The 15,582-nt window shown below is 50.7% G+C and carries 14 protein-coding genes; 12 read left to right on the top strand and 2 right to left on the bottom strand.

Annotation, left to right across the window (positions count from 1 at the left end):
• Positions 1-82 precede the first annotated feature (82 nt).
• Positions 83-1,714, bottom strand: coding sequence for a sodium/sugar symporter (locus tag ACS18Q_RS10790; protein WP_004724693.1), 1,632 nt, complete (start codon positions 1,712-1,714; stop codon positions 83-85).
• A 324-nt stretch (positions 1,715-2,038) separates the two neighbouring features.
• A complete protein-coding gene (locus ACS18Q_RS10785) occupies positions 2,039-2,389 on the bottom strand; it encodes a DUF2956 domain-containing protein (protein ID WP_394624835.1) in 351 nt (116 codons plus the stop codon).
• Between the two features lie 130 nt (positions 2,390-2,519).
• On the opposite strand from ACS18Q_RS10785, the gene ACS18Q_RS10780 reads away from it, so the two are divergent.
• From ACS18Q_RS10780 to ACS18Q_RS10725, 12 genes are all read left to right on the top strand, one after another.
• Entirely contained in the window at positions 2,520-2,984 is a 465-nt protein-coding gene (locus ACS18Q_RS10780; RefSeq protein ID WP_014204616.1) for a DUF2919 domain-containing protein, read from the top strand.
• An 87-nt stretch (positions 2,985-3,071) separates the two neighbouring features.
• A complete protein-coding gene (locus ACS18Q_RS10775) occupies positions 3,072-3,977 on the top strand; it encodes a Dyp-type peroxidase (protein ID WP_004724686.1) in 906 nt (301 codons plus the stop codon).
• A gap of 118 nt (positions 3,978-4,095) precedes the next feature.
• A complete protein-coding gene (locus tag ACS18Q_RS10770) occupies positions 4,096-5,232 on the top strand; it encodes a flagellin (protein ID WP_441257074.1) in 1,137 nt (378 codons plus the stop codon).
• Positions 5,233-5,472: 240 nt separating this feature from the next.
• Complete coding sequence (locus tag ACS18Q_RS10765; RefSeq protein WP_004724681.1) at positions 5,473-6,606, top strand: flagellin; 1,134 nt, start codon at positions 5,473-5,475, stop codon at positions 6,604-6,606.
• Between the two features lie 230 nt (positions 6,607-6,836).
• Positions 6,837-7,967 carry a flagellin gene (locus ACS18Q_RS10760; protein WP_004724680.1) on the top strand — a complete coding sequence of 377 codons (1,131 nt, stop codon included), beginning with the start codon at positions 6,837-6,839 and terminating at the stop codon, positions 7,965-7,967.
• Between the two features lie 75 nt (positions 7,968-8,042).
• Positions 8,043-8,504: a flagellar protein FlaG gene (flaG, locus tag ACS18Q_RS10755; protein WP_004724678.1), complete on the top strand. Its 462-nt coding sequence runs from the start codon at positions 8,043-8,045 to the stop codon at positions 8,502-8,504.
• 22 nt (positions 8,505-8,526) lie between these two features.
• Positions 8,527-10,530 carry a flagellar filament capping protein FliD gene (fliD, locus tag ACS18Q_RS10750; protein ID WP_238820949.1) on the top strand — a complete coding sequence of 668 codons (2,004 nt, stop codon included), beginning with the start codon at positions 8,527-8,529 and terminating at the stop codon, positions 10,528-10,530.
• A 1-nt stretch (position 10,531) separates the two neighbouring features.
• A complete protein-coding gene (locus ACS18Q_RS10745; RefSeq protein WP_014204621.1) occupies positions 10,532-10,837 on the top strand; it encodes a flagellar protein FliT in 306 nt (101 codons plus the stop codon).
• An 11-nt stretch (positions 10,838-10,848) separates the two neighbouring features.
• Positions 10,849-11,259, top strand: coding sequence for a flagellar export chaperone FliS (gene fliS / locus ACS18Q_RS10740; RefSeq protein WP_004724672.1), 411 nt, complete (start codon positions 10,849-10,851; stop codon positions 11,257-11,259).
• 228 nt (positions 11,260-11,487) lie between these two features.
• Positions 11,488-12,954: a sigma-54 dependent transcriptional regulator gene (locus ACS18Q_RS10735; RefSeq protein ID WP_158140346.1), complete on the top strand. Its 1,467-nt coding sequence runs from the start codon at positions 11,488-11,490 to the stop codon at positions 12,952-12,954.
• 126 nt (positions 12,955-13,080) lie between these two features.
• On the top strand, positions 13,081-14,133 hold the full coding sequence (locus tag ACS18Q_RS10730) for a sensor histidine kinase (protein WP_004724669.1): 1,053 nt from the start codon (positions 13,081-13,083) through the stop codon (positions 14,131-14,133).
• Positions 14,134-14,135: 2 nt separating this feature from the next.
• Complete coding sequence (locus ACS18Q_RS10725; protein WP_038150805.1) at positions 14,136-15,542, top strand: sigma-54-dependent transcriptional regulator; 1,407 nt, start codon at positions 14,136-14,138, stop codon at positions 15,540-15,542.
• Positions 15,543-15,582: the final 40 nt, after the last annotated feature.

Below are 15,582 nucleotides of genomic sequence, written 5' to 3'. Positions count from 1 at the left end.
TTTGTGGCGAACAAAGTGATCAAGCCCTGCCAACATGACAGGGCTTGGAGCGAAGACCTCAGGGCGCAGCGGCCCGAGCTCGTTACCAGAACACAGTATACAACGCTGCCAATGCAATCATGATGGCGTACGCGGCAATATTGAAGTTCTTGCCAGTCGCGAACATGGCGGAAGTCAGCGTAATGGCTTTTGGATCATCGTCGTTGACCGATGTGCTCAGGCTGGTAAAGGCGATGATGACCATTGTAAACAACAAGGTGTAAAGCATCTGATCCATGAACGGCATGTTCAGTGGCATGAATTTCAGGAACAGCGCAAACGGAATCGACAGAACCACACCGGTGATGGCGCCTTTGCTGGTGGTTTTTTTCCAGAACAGACCCAGCAAGAAGACCGCCAAGATACCTGGGCTCACGAGGCCGGTGTACTCTTGAATGTATTGGAATGCCTGACCAATGCCACCCAGCATTGGGGCAATCAAACATGCCACAACCAAGGCCACAATCGCAGTGATTCGACCCACGTTCACCAGTTTGTGATCGCCGGTTTGTGGTGCGATGTACGCTTTGTAGATGTCCATGGTGAAGATGGTGGCGGTGGAGTTCAGCATCGATGCCAGTGATGACACGATTGCGGCAGCCAAGGCGGCAAATACCACACCTTTAATCCCGACCGGCAGGAACTGTGTCAGCCATGGGTACGCTTTGTCGGCGTGCGCGGCGTTTGGCATGTTTTGCGTCGCTAAGTCGCCCATGCTCGCCATCAGTTCTGGAGAGCTGGTGATCACGTACGCAGCAATCCCCGGAATGACCACCAAAAATGGCACGATCAGTTTGAGGAACGCGGCAAACAAAATCCCTTTTTGTGCTTCAGGAACCGATTTCGCGGCCAGTGTGCGTTGAATGATGTATTGGTTGAAGCCCCAGTAGTACAGGTTTGCCACCCATAGACCACCAATCAGCACCGCGATGCCCGGCAGGTTCATGTATTGTGGGTTGCTTTGATCCAAAATCATTTCAAAGTGTTCTGGCGCAGCCTCAACCATGGTGGATAGGCCACTGAACCAACCGTTGTCGCCACCAATGAAGCCCACTGCCATGTATGTGGTTAACAGGCCACCCAGGACAAGGAAGAACACTTGAATGACGTCGGTCCATACCACCGCAGACAGGCCGCCGTAGATGGAGTAAACCAGTGCAAATAGCGCCAAACCAATGATGGCGTACATCAATGGAATACCGAGAATGGTTTCTAGCGCCAGACCACCCAGATAAAGCACGGATGTCAGGTTCACGAAGACGTAGAGTGCAATCCAGAACACGGCCAGAATGGTTTTTAGATTTTTATTAAACCGTTGTTCAACAAATTCGGGAATGGTGTAGATGCCTTTCTCAATGAAGATCGGCAGAAAGTATTTACCGACAATGATCAATGTCAGGGCCGCCATCCATTCGTAGGACGCAATCGCCAAGCCAATCGAGTAGCCCGAACCTGACATCCCGATGAACTGCTCAGCAGAAATGTTGGCAGCAATCAGTGAGGCGCCCACAGCCCACCAAGGCAGGGATTTACCTGCAAGGAAATAATCTTCGGTGCTTTTCTTGACGCCTTTCTTATCGCGCGAGACCCACAGCCCAACCGCAATGATAATCGCAACGTAAGCAACAAACACCATGATGTCTATAAAGCTCAGACCATTTTGAATGTGAGACATGTTTTGTTCCTAAAGTTAGTTTCCGTGATGGGCGTTAATGTAAACGTTTCCACATTTAATCGGTGCTAGCTTTGTCACACTTTGCCAAATGAATTTACTAAAAATCATTTGTTTTGAGTCGATTTTGCTTAGTTATTCAACGTATCTATTGAGTTTTGGTGAATTGATTATCCAATTCATATCATGGGGTGATGAGTCAGGGTGGGAAGAAAGTAACGGATGATTTGGAATCGTTTACATATTTAACGTGGAATACACAGCCTGCCATCAAGCTGCATATTCACGCGTCAACTGCACTATATTGCGGGGATGATACGGCGGCGGTTATGCGGCGTTTTGCATCCAAACCAGAATGAACCCGAGCCAGCTGGCGGCCAGCAGCGCCCATGGCAGCCATGACCGAGTGGCGGTGGGGGTAGTTTCGGTGTCAAACGACGGGTCAACATCGCCCACATCAGCTGTGACAGACGGTTTGCTGCGAATCGCTTTTTTACGTGCGCGGTCTGCTTGACGGCTTTTTTCTTTTTGCTGCTTTTTATAGAGCGCAATGCCTTTTTCGATGCCCTGCGCGATCAGCTTGGTTTGTTCTTTGGTTTGTCCGGGTTTCTGTGTTGCTTTCGCCACTTTCATCGCTTCTTGTTGCGTTTGTGGGGATGGAACAATTTTATTGGTCATCGTGAGTGTCCCTTGTGTTTTGGTTAGAGTATCACGACGCTTGATTGTCACCAAAAACTGACCTTGAGATATAGCTATTTGAAATCATTGCGCTAAAGTGAAGGGCAATCACCACCAACGATGAAACAACGTGCGTTACGCGATAGAACAATATGATACCCATGGCTTTCTGAAAGCCCCGATTTGGTTGTGGCTGGGATGGCTGTTTTTGGCTCGGGCTTGGATTGTGTTTGTCGTGGCCGGTGTCAGCCGCGACAGCGGATCGCAGATCCTGAGCTTTGTCTATCCGGGCAACACGGCGCTCTATCTCGGCTTGGCCGCGGGCGTGCCAAGCATCGCCTTGATGTGGCTTATCAGTTTGCGCCATCCGGAGCGACGCTGGGTCAATGCGCTGTGCCATGTCGGACGCTGGGTGACACTGCTGACCGCGGTCGCGCAGTTTCTTCAGACGGGCTATCATGTCTACTTACAGCACGGTGCCTTCCACTGGACAAATGCACTTACTTTGTTGATTCTACTCTGGTTAATTTTATACGTTTATCGTAGTCGCAGCGTGCGTGACTGTTTTTTGTCGCCGTTGATGGCCAAGCCATGATCAGTATCAACACAGACTATGAATTTGAAGCATACCCTTTGACCGTATTGGGTACACACTGAGCAAAAAAGAAAAAGTGAGGACAACATGTCAACGCCACAGTCGGCTATTTTGCCAGAAGCGGAGCCATTTGCTCTGTACAGCATATTAAAAATCAAACACAACCACGCGCAGGTACTTGCTCAGCTGCAAGCCTTGCCTGCCTTGGTGGACGAAGTGAATGCCAATCAACCGGGCGCAGAGCTGACGCTCTCCATAGCCTTTACCAAAGCCTTTTGGCAGCGTTTTGAAGCGCCGATGCCAGAAGAGTTGATTGACTTTCCAGTGTTGGGCGAAGGCAGCACCATGGCGCCAAGCACGGATGTCGATGTGCTGATCCACTGCCATGCAAAACGCCACGACTTACTGTTTTACGTGATGCGTAAATGTTTAACCGACATTGCCGAAGATGTTGATGTGGTCGATGAAACTTACGGTTTCCGCTACCTGGATGCTCGTGACATGACCGGTTTCATTGATGGCACGGAGAACCCGAAAGACGAGAAACGTCGCGAAGTCGCGGTGGTGGCGGATGGCGAATTCGCCGGTGGCAGTTACGTGATGGTGCAGCGTTTTGTACACAATTTGCCTGCATGGAACCGCCTCAACCTGTCGGCTCAAGAAAAAGTGATTGGCCGTACCAAACCGGATTCGATTGAACTCGATAATGTACCTGCTGCGTCTCACGTGGGCCGCGTGGACATTAAAGAGGAAGGCAAAGGCCTGAAGATCGTGCGTCACAGCTTGCCGTATGGCACCGCCAGTGGCGACCATGGCCTGCTGTTTATTGCTTACTGCCACACGCTGCACAACATCAAAACCATGATGGAAAGCATGTACGGTGTGACCGATGGTAAAGTTGACCAACTCTTGCGCTTTACGCAAGCGGTGACCGGGGCGTATTTCTTTGCGCCATCGCAAGAGATGCTGCAGGCGCTCAGCCTGAAAGCCTAAATCCCGTGTCGAATCAAACAGCCAGGCGTTCTGCCTGGCTTTTTTGTGCTAAAGATTTCCCCGCTTCAGTCGATAGTCATACAGGTAAAGCATTCAATCCAAGGACTCTGTCACCCGCATGGCTATCACGGTTAATACAAATGTTTCGGCGTTGGTCGCTCAACGACATTTAAACACCGCGACCGATCTGCTCAATCAATCATTAGAACGCCTCTCGTCCGGCAACCGGATCAACAGTGCGAAAGATGATGCGGCAGGGTTGCAGATTTCCAATCGCCTTGAATCCCAAATGCGCGGCTTAGATGTCGCTGTACGCAACGCCAACGATGGCATCTCCATCATGCAAACCGCTGAAGGCGCGATGCAAGAAACCACCAGTTTGCTGCAACGCATGCGCGACTTGTCGTTGCAATCGGCCAATGGCTCGAACAGCAAAGCGGAGCGCGTTGCCTTACAGGAAGAAATGGGCGCTTTGAATGATGAAATGAACCGAATCGCTGAAACGACTTCTTTTGGTGGTCGAAAATTGCTCAATGGTTCGTTTGGTCAAACGTCGTTCCAAATTGGCGCGTCATCGGGAGAAGCGGTGCAGGTGTCGCTCAAGAACATGCGCTCTGATGACCTCAATATGGGCGGGTTCAGCTATGTGGCGGCTGGCGAAGCCAACAGCCAGTGGCAGGTGGGGGCTGGGCGGAATCAACTCACAATATCGTTTACCAACGCGCAGGGCGAGGATGAGCAGATCCACATTCATGCCAAGCAAGGGGACGATATTGAGCAGCTTGCCACTTACATTAATGGTCAGACCGACAAAGTCTCTGCGTCGGTCAATGACAAAGGCCAATTGCAACTCTATATGGCCGGCAAAGAAACCGCAGGTACTTTGTCGTTTAGCGGCAATTTAGCTGATGAGTTGCAGATGAATTTGAAAGGGTATGAAGCGGTCGACAACCTCGACATTACCTCCGTTGGCGGCGCGCAGCGTGCCGTCTCGGTGTTGGATACGGCGCTGAAATACGTCGATAGCCATCGCGCGGAGCTGGGGGCGCTTCAGAACCGCTTTGGTCATGCCGTGAGTAACCTCGATAACGTACATGAAAATCTCGCCGCGTCGAAAAGCCGAATCAAAGATACGGATTACGCCAAAGAAACCACACAAATGATCAAACAGCAGATCCTGCAACAAGTGTGCACTTCTATATTGGCACAGGCGAAAAATCAACCAAACGTAGCGCTGACGCTGCTTAGCAGCTAAGTGAAACTGAGTTGTATCGACGCGCACCTGAAAAGCTTTAGCGATAAAAAACACTTTTTTGCATATTTTTCTTTGTTCATCACGTTTGCCCTACCAACGGAAGTTTTTTCAAAAAAATCTTAAAAACTTCCTAAAGCTTTTTCGGGGGGCGCCGTTAAAGAAAGTAACTTTGAGAGAACTACTTGGTTTTCCGAGACGTCGGAAACCGGAAACATCGGAAAATCAATTGGAGAAATCACCATGGCAGTGAATGTAAATACCAACGTATCAGCAATGACAGCACAACGTTACTTGAACAGCGCGAGCAACGCTCAGCAAACCTCAATGGAACGTCTGTCATCTGGCTTCAAAATCAACAGCGCGAAAGATGACGCAGCGGGTCTGCAAATCTCAAACCGCCTAAACGTGCAAAGCCGTGGTCTGGACGTCGCAGTACGCAACGCAAACGACGGTATTTCAATTGCGCAAACCGCAGAAGGTGCGATGAACGAAACCACCAACATTCTGCAACGTATGCGTGACTTGTCACTGCAATCGTCTAACGGCTCGAACTCAAAAGCAGAGCGTGTGGCGATTCAAGAAGAAGTGACCGCACTGAACGATGAACTGAACCGTATCGCAGAAACCACATCATTTGGTGGTAACAAACTGCTCAACGGCACATTCCAAACCAAATCATTCCAGATTGGTGCGGACAACGGTGAAGCGGTCATGCTGTCTCTGAAAGACATGCGCAGCGACAACCGTATGATGGGTGGTTCAAGCTACCAAGCTGAAAACGCGAAAGACAAAAACTGGAGCGTTGAACAGGGTAAAAACGACCTGACCATCACCCTGAACGATGACAAAGGCAACGAGCAGTCGATCAACATCAACGCGAAAGCGGGCGACGACATCGAAGAGCTGGCGACTTACATCAACGGTCAAACCGACATGGTGAAAGCGTCTGTGAACGAAAAAGGCCAACTGCAAGTGTTCGCAGGAAACAACAAAGTGTCTGGCGAAGTTTCGTTCAGCGGCGGTCTGGCCGGTGAGCTGGGCATGAAAGAAGGCAAAGAAGTGACTGTTGATAAAATCGACGTCACCAGCGTCGGTGGTGCTCAAGAGTCCGTCGCGATTGTGGATGCTGCACTGAAATACGTAGACAGCCACCGCGCAGAACTGGGTGCATTCCAGAACCGTTTCAACCACGCAATCAGCAACTTGGACAACATTAACGAAAACGTGAATGCGTCTAAGAGCCGTATCAAAGATACCGATTTCGCGAAAGAAACGACTGCACTGACCAAGTCACAAATTCTTTCTCAGGCTTCAAGCTCTGTACTTGCGCAAGCAAAACAGGCGCCACAAGCGGCATTGAGCCTGCTGGGTTAATCCCCAAGCGTCACAGAAAAATCCAGCTTCGGCTGGATTTTTTTATGCCTGCGATTATGTGTTCATCATCACGTTTTTTAAGCGATTCGAAATTATTTTAAAAAAAGCCAAATTTTTTCCTAAAGGATATGAATCTCGGGCCGTTAAAGGATACGAGAGAAATGAGGTGTGCTGACGAGAGGTGAGAGACTCGAAGGCACACTAACTATCCGCCTAAGGAGATCAACAATATGGCAATCAACGTAAGTACTAACGTTTCGGCGATGACCGCCCAGCGTTACCTGAACGGTGCAGCTGACGGTGTTCAGAAATCTATGGAACGTCTGTCTTCGGGCTACCGTATTAACAGCGCGAAAGACGACGCAGCCGGCCTGCAAATTTCAAACCGACTGACGTCACAAAGTCGCGGTCTGGACATGGCGGTACGTAACGCGAATGATGGTATCTCTATTGCACAAACCGCTGAGGGTGCAATGAATGAGAGCACCAACATTCTGCAACGTATGCGTGACTTGGCACTGCAATCGTCTAACGGCTCAAACTCACGTTCTGAGCGTGTTGCGATTCAAGAAGAAGTGTCTGCGCTAAACGACGAACTGAACCGTATCGCAGAAACAACCTCTTTCGGTGGTAACAAACTGCTGAACGGCACGTTCGGTAGCAAATCATTCCAAATCGGTGCGGATTCTGGCGAAGCAGTGAACCTAACCATGGGGAACATGCGTTCAGACAACGCAGCGATGGGCGGTAAATCTTACCGTGCTCAGGAAGGCAAAGCAGCTGACTGGACGGTTGGCGACGCGAAAGACCTAACCCTGAATTATACTGACAAACAGGGCGAAGCCCGTGAACTGACCATTACCGCGAAAAGTGGTGATGATCTGGAAGAAGTCGCGACTTACATCAACGGTCAAAGCGACGACGTGAAAGCGTCTGTCGGTGAAGACGGAAAACTGCAACTGTTCGCATCCTCACAAAAAGTGACTGGCGATGTGACCATTGGTGGTGATCTGGGTTCTGAGATCGGCTTTGGCGCGGCTCAAGAAGTGACCGTGAAAGACATCGATGTGACCAGCGTTGCCGGTTCACAAGAAGCGGTTGCCGTTCTGGACGGCGCGCTGAAATCTGTGGATAGCCAACGTGCGTCTCTGGGTGCTTTCCAGAACCGTTTTGGTCACGCGATCAGCAACTTGGATAACATCAACGAAAACGTGAACGCGTCTCGCAGCCGTATCAAAGATACCGACTACGCGCGTGAAACAACGGCGATGACCAAGTCACAGATTCTGCAGCAAGCGAGTACCTCTGTGTTGGCACAAGCGAAGCAGTCACCATCTGCAGCTCTGAGCCTGTTGGGTTAATCCCTCGGGTGAATGAGCTTCATGGGTAGTTTTGACGTGGTATGAAACTACCTATAAGGTGGAAGGGAGATTGTTATGGAAGTACCATCCTACACATCGAACATCCAGCCTTACGGCTCGCAAAGTGGCATTAAACTTGCTTCAGAAAACGAAAGCGTGAAAAGCGCTTCTGATTCAAGGGAAGACTACCGTCCCGTGCGACGCACAGAAAAAACGTCGGAGCACGCGACTGAACAGCTGAAACGCAGCCAGAACCAAATGCTGGAAGCTGCCGTTGAACAATCTCGCGAGCGGGAACGGGTCAACGAGGAGCAACGCGCGAAAATTGTTGAGCGAATGAACGACTTCGTCAATTCGATCAACAAGGGGCTGGCGTTCAGAGTGGATGAAGAATCTGGACGCGAAGTGGTGACGATTTATGAAGCCAAAACCGGCGACATCATTCGTCAGATCCCAGAAGAGGAAATGCTTGAAGTATTGCGGCGTCTCGCCAAGGAACAGAACCATAAATCGGGCCTGTTAGTGGTGAAGGCGTAATCGTATTTTTTGAGGTGATTGGATGAGTTTAGGCCCAATGGGGATGAACACTGGCTTTGATATCAATTCAATGGTCAGCAAAATTGTGAATGCGGAGCGTGTGCCTAAGCAGCAAAGCATTGACAATAAGCGAACCGAAATTGATTCGAGCATCAGTGCCTACGGCAGACTCAGAGAGTCGCTGGATACGATGAAAAATCTGATGACGAACTTTCGTCAGGAGAAGGCCTTTGCTGCGCGCAAAGTCGATACTTCTGACGACAAGGCCGTCTCAGCGACCGCGACCACCGATGCCATTGCGGGCAAATACGCCGTCGATGTGTTGCAGCTTGCTCAGAGCCATAAGTTGGCGTCTGAGGTGTTACCGGAAGACGCTCAATTTGGGCCGGGTAAGCTGCATATTTCGTTAGGCAACAAATCCTTTCATGTCGATGTACATGCCAATTCCAAGCTGATTGATATCGTTCGCGGCATCAACGGCGAAAAAGCCAACCCAGGTGTGCGCGCCTCCGTCATCAACGACGTTGACGGCCCGCGTCTGATTGTGGCTTCCAATTTATCCGGACAAGAACATCGCATTGGTCTGCGCGCAGAAGCTCAGCCCGGTGATGCATTAAAACGTCTGGAATACAAAACGCTCGAAGACCGAGTCAACGATTTAGAAAAAGCACGCGCGGAAGCGCAGCAACTCCTTGCCCCTCTCACGCCGGAGCAGCAAAAAATTGCCGCTAAAGTGGCAGAGAAGATCGGCGATGCCGCCCGTGAGGTGGATCAATCCGTGGCAGAGCACATTGACCAGGCGGCGCAAAATGCAGCTGATGGCGAACCAAAACCCGAAGGTAGCCCGGGCGAATTACCCGATGCTGCGCTGAAAGCAGCCGCGGCGGCGGGGTCTCAGGTCAATCGATACCTTAAACCGGAAGATCGCATTCCCGGCTGGACAGAAACCGCCTCCGGCACTTTGCTCGATTCTTATTCAGAGCCGGAACCCGAACTGGATGCCAAAGCGCGCGAAAAAGCACCAGATGTTCCCGGCTGGAACAATACGGCTTCTGGTACGCTGACCGATTCGTATGTCACGCCCAAAGAGGCACAGGCGAAGCTGGATGCACAATTGGCCAAAGAGAAAGCGGCGATTGATGCAGCGGTGAAAAGCGGCAAAATGACGCCGGAAGAGGCCAAGCAGGCTGAACGTGCGAAGATGTCGCCGCAAGAACGCGAAGCGATTGAGAAAGCGGAAGCGGTGCAAGCCAAGCTGAAAGCTGCGCAGGAATCGTTTGATACGTATCAAGGGATGACGCAAGTGCAAGCGGGGCAAGATTCATTGGTCTTGCTCGATGGTGTGGCGAAACTTTCCAGCGAGAACAACGTGATTGAAGATGCGATTGACGGCGTCGATTTGACCCTCAAAAGCAAAACCAACACCGGTGAACGCCCAGCAGAAATTGGGATTGAATACGATCGCGATGGCGTGCGAGACGACATCGAACAGTTTGTCGCGGCCTATAACCAGTTCTTCCAAATCAGCAAACAACTGAGCAGCGTGGATCCGCGCACAGGCGCTGCTGGCCCGCTGGCGGGTGACAGCATTGTGCGTAGTGCCGATTCGCGTTTGAAAGCGGTCTTTTCATCGGCGATCGAGCAAGCGCCGGACGAGATCAAAAGCCTGACTGAGTTTGGCATCACCACGACCCGTCAAGGGACGCTGGAAATCAATTATGATATGCTCAATCGCCAGCTGAATAATAACTTCACCAAGCTGGGTGATTTCTTTGGCGGCAACCGCGGCTTTGCCAAACGTGTCGAAGATGCGATTCAGAGTATGACGGGCGTGACCGGTTCGATTCGCACGCGTGAAAAAAGTTTGGGTGAGCAGACACGTCGTTTATCGGACGACCAACTAGCGCTTGACCGCCGCATGGACACGTTGGAAAAACGCACCCATGCCAAATTTTCGGCCATGCAGGATGCCACCGGCAAAATGCAGTCGCAACTGGCGAGCATGATGAACGCATTGGGCCAGTAAGATGATGAATACACTTCAAGCATTGTGTGATTTGAATCACCAAATGAAAGAAAAGCTTGCAGTTGATGACATAAACAGTGAAGAAATTACCGCGCTGGTCGATAAAAGAGAACAGTTATTGCAGGAGCTTCTGACCTACGTGTCAGAGCATCCGGGCTTTGCGCGTTCCAATGAGTGGCGTGATGCCGTTCAAGATACACAACATCTTGTTGAATTGATGCAGTTAAAAACCGCCGCGATAGGCAAAACGCTTCATAAATATCGCCACGGTAATAAATCAGTTCAGCAATACAAAAAGTTTTTATAAAGAGGAAGACTATGCGTGGTTCTTTACAGGCGTACAAAAAAGTATCAGTGGATAGCCAGCTCAGTGCGGCCTCACCGCATAAAATCGTGCAAATGCTGATGGCCGGTGCTATCGAGCGTTTGATTCAGGGTAAAGCGGCCATGATGCAGGGCAACATCCCGGCGAAAGGTGAACGTCTTGGTAAGGCGTTAGATATCATTATCAGCCTACGTAGCTGCCTTTCGATGGATGATGGCGGCGATATCGCGCAAAATCTCGATCAGTTGTACGAGTTCATGATCACGCAGATCACGGCAGCAAACCATCAGAATGAACCGCAGCTATTGGACGATGTGATCGACATTATTCGCGAGATTAAGTCGGCTTGGGATCAGATCCCGGCGGAGTATCACAATTTGACCGCTTCAGAAGTGGGACTGTGAGATATTTCTGAAACTTATAACTAACATCACACCAGCTAATTGCTTGGTTGCCTTATTTTTTTAATTAAATAGAATAGAAGCCACTAACTAGCCGAGTGGCTTTTTTGTTGCTGAATTCCACAGATTGTCTATCGTTTAGTCAGGCGAGTATTAAAATATCAAAGGCCTGTCGATGATTTTCAAAGGTGCAACCACAACATCCCAGAATTAAGGCAAATATTCTCACCTATGCAAGGTTTAGCAAAACTACTTGTGATCGAGGACGATCCGTCTATTCGTCTGAGTCTCAGTACCATATTAGAATTTGTAGGAGAGCAATGTGAGGTGATTGAGTCTTCTCAGTTGGATCAGATTGACTGGTCTGCTGTGTGGGCTGGATGCATTCTTGGTTCGATTCAATCTCAGGCGTTGCCTGAATCACTATCTGAGTCTCTTTCAAAGGCCAATCACATTCCACTTTTAATGGCGAATAAGCAGCCATACTCTCTGGAAGAATTCCCGCAGTTTGTGGGTGAGTTGGATTTTCCGCTCAATTACCCGCAGCTGAGCGAAGCATTGAGACACTGCAAAGAATTCTTAGGGCGTAAAGGCATTCACGTGCTGGCAACCGCCCGCAAAAACACCTTATTTCGTAGTCTGGTCGGTCAGAGCCACGGCATTCAAGAAGTGCGTCATTTGATTGAACAAGTGTCCGGGACGGAAGCGAACGTGCTGATTCTGGGTGAATCGGGCACGGGTAAAGAAGTCGTTGCGCGCAATATTCACTATCACTCTTCTCGTCGCAATGGGCCATTTGTGCCGATCAACTGTGGCGCGATTCCGGCCGAGTTGCTGGAAAGTGAGCTGTTTGGACACGAAAAAGGCGCGTTTACGGGCGCGATCACGTCACGCAAAGGTCGGTTTGAACTGGCTGAGGGTGGCACGCTGTTTTTGGATGAAATCGGTGACATGCCGATGAGCATGCAGGTCAAACTGCTGCGAGTGCTGCAAGAGCGTTGCTTTGAACGTGTCGGTGGCAACACCACCATCAAAGCCAATGTCCGCGTGATTGCCGCAACGCACCGCCATCTGGAAACCATGATCGAAGACCAACGTTTCCGCGAAGATCTCTACTATCGCCTCAATGTGTTCCCGATTGAAATGCCAGCGCTGAAAGAGCGTAAAGAAGACATTCCGTTGTTGCTACAAGAGCTGATGACGCGCTTGGAAGCGGAAGGCGGGTTGCCGATTTGCTTTACGCCACGTTCGATTAACTCGTTGATGGAACATGATTGGCCGGGTAATGTGCGTGAATTGGCAAACCTTGTCGAGCGCATGGTGATCTTGTATCCGAATAGCTTGGTCGATGTGAACCATCTGCCAACCAAGTACCGTTACAGCGACATTCCCGAATTCCAACCCGAGCCGAGCCGTTTCAGCTCCGTTGAAGAGCAAGAACGCGACGTGCTGTCGGATATCTTCTCGGAAGAATTCAGTTTCGATCAGGAAGAAGAGCTCAATAGTCGTTTGGATGCACCGCAGTCGTTACCACCGGAAGGGGTCAACCTGAAAGAGCTGTTGGCTGACTTGGAAGTGAACCTGATTAATCAGGCGTTAGAAGCGCAAGGCGGTGTCGTCGCTCGCGCCGCAGACATGCTGGGTATGCGCCGCACGACACTGGTTGAAAAGATGCGCAAATACAATATGCAACGTTGATTTAAACCTCACAATTGGTGAGTCAATTTATTGTCATTGCGATAAGTAATTGAAAATAAATAGAAATGGCCTGGCATGTATCTTGCGTGTCAGGCTATTGTTGTATTTAAAGGCAGATTTTCGACGATGGAAGACGCAGCGCAAGAGCAGCATTCACATTTAGACTCATTAGAACATCAGGTCGAGCGCTACCAACAGGTGCTGGATGTGATGCCCGCTGGCGTGATTTTGCTAGATACGCAAGGCATTGTGCGCGAAGCCAACCCGGAAGCACGCCGTTTATTGGAAGTGCCACTGGTCGGCGAACGTTGGTACACCGTGATTCAAGCGGCATTTGCGCCGCGTGAAGACGACGGGCATGAAATCTCACTGCGTAACGGACGCAAAGTGCGTTTGGCGATTTCAGCCTCGGCGACCGGACAACTGATCTTGATTACGGACCTGACCGAAACGCGTCTGCTGCAATCGCGCATCAGCGATCTGCAACGCTTGTCATCGCTGGGTCGTATGGTGGCGTCTTTGGCGCATCAGGTGCGTACCCCGCTGTCGAGTGCGATGCTCTACGCCGCCAACTTATCGACTCCGAATCTGCCGCAACCGACGCGCGATCGCTTTCAGACCAAATTGCTCGACCGTCTGCATGACTTGGAAAAGCAGGTCAATGACATGCTGTTGTTTGCCAAAGGTGGTGACAACAAAGTGATTAAGCCGTTCACGATCGCAGATTTGGTGACCGAATTCATGCCAATGATCGAAACGGCGGTGAAAAACAGTCACATCGATTATGGTCAAGAAGTGGAGCAGGAAGAGACGCTTTTGTTGGGCAACGTCAATGCGATTGCCTCAGCGTTGAGTAACCTCGTCATGAACGCGATCCAAATCGTTGGCAAGGGCGCGCAAATCGACGTGTTTTTCCGTCCGGTCAACGGCGAACTCAAAATTTCGGTGCAGGACAATGGCCCCGGCGTGGCGAAAGAGCTCCAACAAAAAATCATGGAGCCATTCTTTACCACCCGCTCTCAGGGTACGGGACTTGGTCTGGCCGTGGTACAAATGGTCTGTCGTGCACACGACGGCCGCCTCGAATTGATTTCTGAACCGGGGGATGGCGCATGTTTCACCATGTGTCTGCCTCTGGAACGTCAATCACCTATTTCTCAATCAGACACTGGAGAATGATGATGGCTCAAAGCAAAGTCCTGATCGTTGAAGATGACGAAGGTTTACGCGAAGCTCTGGTCGATACCTTGGCACTGGCTGGCTATGAATGGCTGGAAGCCGATTGCGCCGAAGACGCTTTGGTGAAACTGAAAACTTACCCAGTGGATATCGTGGTGTCTGATGTGCAGATGGCGGGGATGGGTGGTTTGGCGCTGCTGCGCAACATCAAACAGCATTGGCCTAATTTGCCAGTGTTGCTGATGACCGCTTACGCCAACATTGAAGATGCGGTCTCGGCGATGAAAGAGGGCGCAATTGATTACATGGCCAAGCCATTTGCGCCAGAAGTGCTGCTGAACATGGTTAGTCGCTACGCGCCGGTGAAATCCGACGACAACGGCGATGCGGTGGTGGCGGATGAGAAAAGCCAAAAGTTACTGCTGCTGGCCGACAAAGTGGCCAAAACCGATGCCAATGTGATGGTGCTGGGTCCAAGTGGTTCGGGCAAAGAGGTGATGTCTCGTTACATCCACAACGCGTCACCACGCAAAGATGGCCCGTTTGTCGCTATCAACTGTGCAGCGATTCCAGATAACATGCTCGAAGCCACGCTGTTTGGTTACGAAAAAGGCGCGTTTACTGGCGCGGTGCAAGCTTGTCCGGGCAAATTTGAACAGGCGCAGGGCGGGACGATTTTGCTCGATGAAATCAGCGAAATGGACTTAAACCTACAGGCCAAATTGCTGCGTGTGCTGCAAGAGCGCGAAGTGGAACGCCTAGGAAGCCGCAAGAGCATCAAGCTGGATGTGCGCGTGCTGGCGACCAGTAACCGCGATCTCAAAGCGTATGTGCAAGAAAATAAATTCCGCGAAGACTTATACTACCGCTTGAACGTGTTCCCCATCGCTTGGCCTGCATTGTGTGAGCGCAAAGGGGACATCGAGCCGCTGGCCAATCATCTGGTGGAACGTCACTGTAAGAAACTGGGGTTGGCGGTGCCTACCGTGTCGCCTCAAGCGATCGCCAAACTGCTGAGCTACAACTGGCCGGGCAACGTGCGTGAACTCGACAACGTGATTCAGCGCGCACTGATTTTGAGTGAACAAGACAACATCGACCAAGAGCACATTCTGTTGGAAGGGCTTGATTGGCAGGATGCGTCAAGTTTGCAACGGGTGGTGGAAACGGGAGACGTTGCCACGCCAGAAATCAAACCGGTGGCGGACGTTGATTTTGCCAAATCCATCAACACAGGCGCGGGCCTGGGGGGTGAGCTGCGCGATCAGGAATACGCCATCATCATGGAAACCTTGGTGGAATGTCACGGACGCCGCAAAGAAATGGCTGAAAAGCTGGGGATTAGTCCTCGCACATTGCGCTACAAACTAGCTAAAATGCGCGATGCGGGAATCGATATTCCGGGTTAACGGCAGTCGTACGGAGTGTGGCACAGTAATTGCTGCATTC

The organism is Vibrio sp. Vf1514, assembly GCF_052076135.1.
GTDB lineage: Bacteria > Pseudomonadota > Gammaproteobacteria > Enterobacterales > Vibrionaceae > Vibrio > Vibrio furnissii.
The sequence above is the reverse complement of the archived record's forward strand: the minus strand, read 5'-3'. Positions and strand labels throughout refer to the sequence as shown.

Bases quoted from the DNA above. Each gene is read 5' to 3' on its own strand.
- ACS18Q_RS10790 (WP_004724693.1), bottom strand. From the start codon at position 1,714: ATGTCTCACATTCAAAATGGTCTGAGCTTTATAGACATCATGGTGTTT.
- ACS18Q_RS10785 (WP_394624835.1), bottom strand. From the start codon at position 2,389: ATGACCAATAAAATTGTTCCATCCCCACAAACGCAACAAGAAGCGATG.
- ACS18Q_RS10745 (WP_014204621.1), top strand. From the start codon at position 10,532: ATGATGAATACACTTCAAGCATTGTGTGATTTGAATCACCAAATGAAA.
- ACS18Q_RS10725 (WP_038150805.1), top strand. From the start codon at position 14,136: ATGGCTCAAAGCAAAGTCCTGATCGTTGAAGATGACGAAGGTTTACGC.
- ACS18Q_RS10765 (WP_004724681.1), top strand. From the start codon at position 5,473: ATGGCAGTGAATGTAAATACCAACGTATCAGCAATGACAGCACAACGT.
- ACS18Q_RS10770 (WP_441257074.1), top strand. From the start codon at position 4,096: ATGGCTATCACGGTTAATACAAATGTTTCGGCGTTGGTCGCTCAACGA.
- ACS18Q_RS10730 (WP_004724669.1), top strand. From the start codon at position 13,081: ATGGAAGACGCAGCGCAAGAGCAGCATTCACATTTAGACTCATTAGAA.
- ACS18Q_RS10735 (WP_158140346.1), top strand. From the start codon at position 11,488: ATGCAAGGTTTAGCAAAACTACTTGTGATCGAGGACGATCCGTCTATT.
- ACS18Q_RS10760 (WP_004724680.1), top strand. From the start codon at position 6,837: ATGGCAATCAACGTAAGTACTAACGTTTCGGCGATGACCGCCCAGCGT.
- ACS18Q_RS10775 (WP_004724686.1), top strand. From the start codon at position 3,072: ATGTCAACGCCACAGTCGGCTATTTTGCCAGAAGCGGAGCCATTTGCT.
- flaG (WP_004724678.1), top strand. From the start codon at position 8,043: ATGGAAGTACCATCCTACACATCGAACATCCAGCCTTACGGCTCGCAA.
- fliS (WP_004724672.1), top strand. From the start codon at position 10,849: ATGCGTGGTTCTTTACAGGCGTACAAAAAAGTATCAGTGGATAGCCAG.
- fliD (WP_238820949.1), top strand. From the start codon at position 8,527: ATGAGTTTAGGCCCAATGGGGATGAACACTGGCTTTGATATCAATTCA.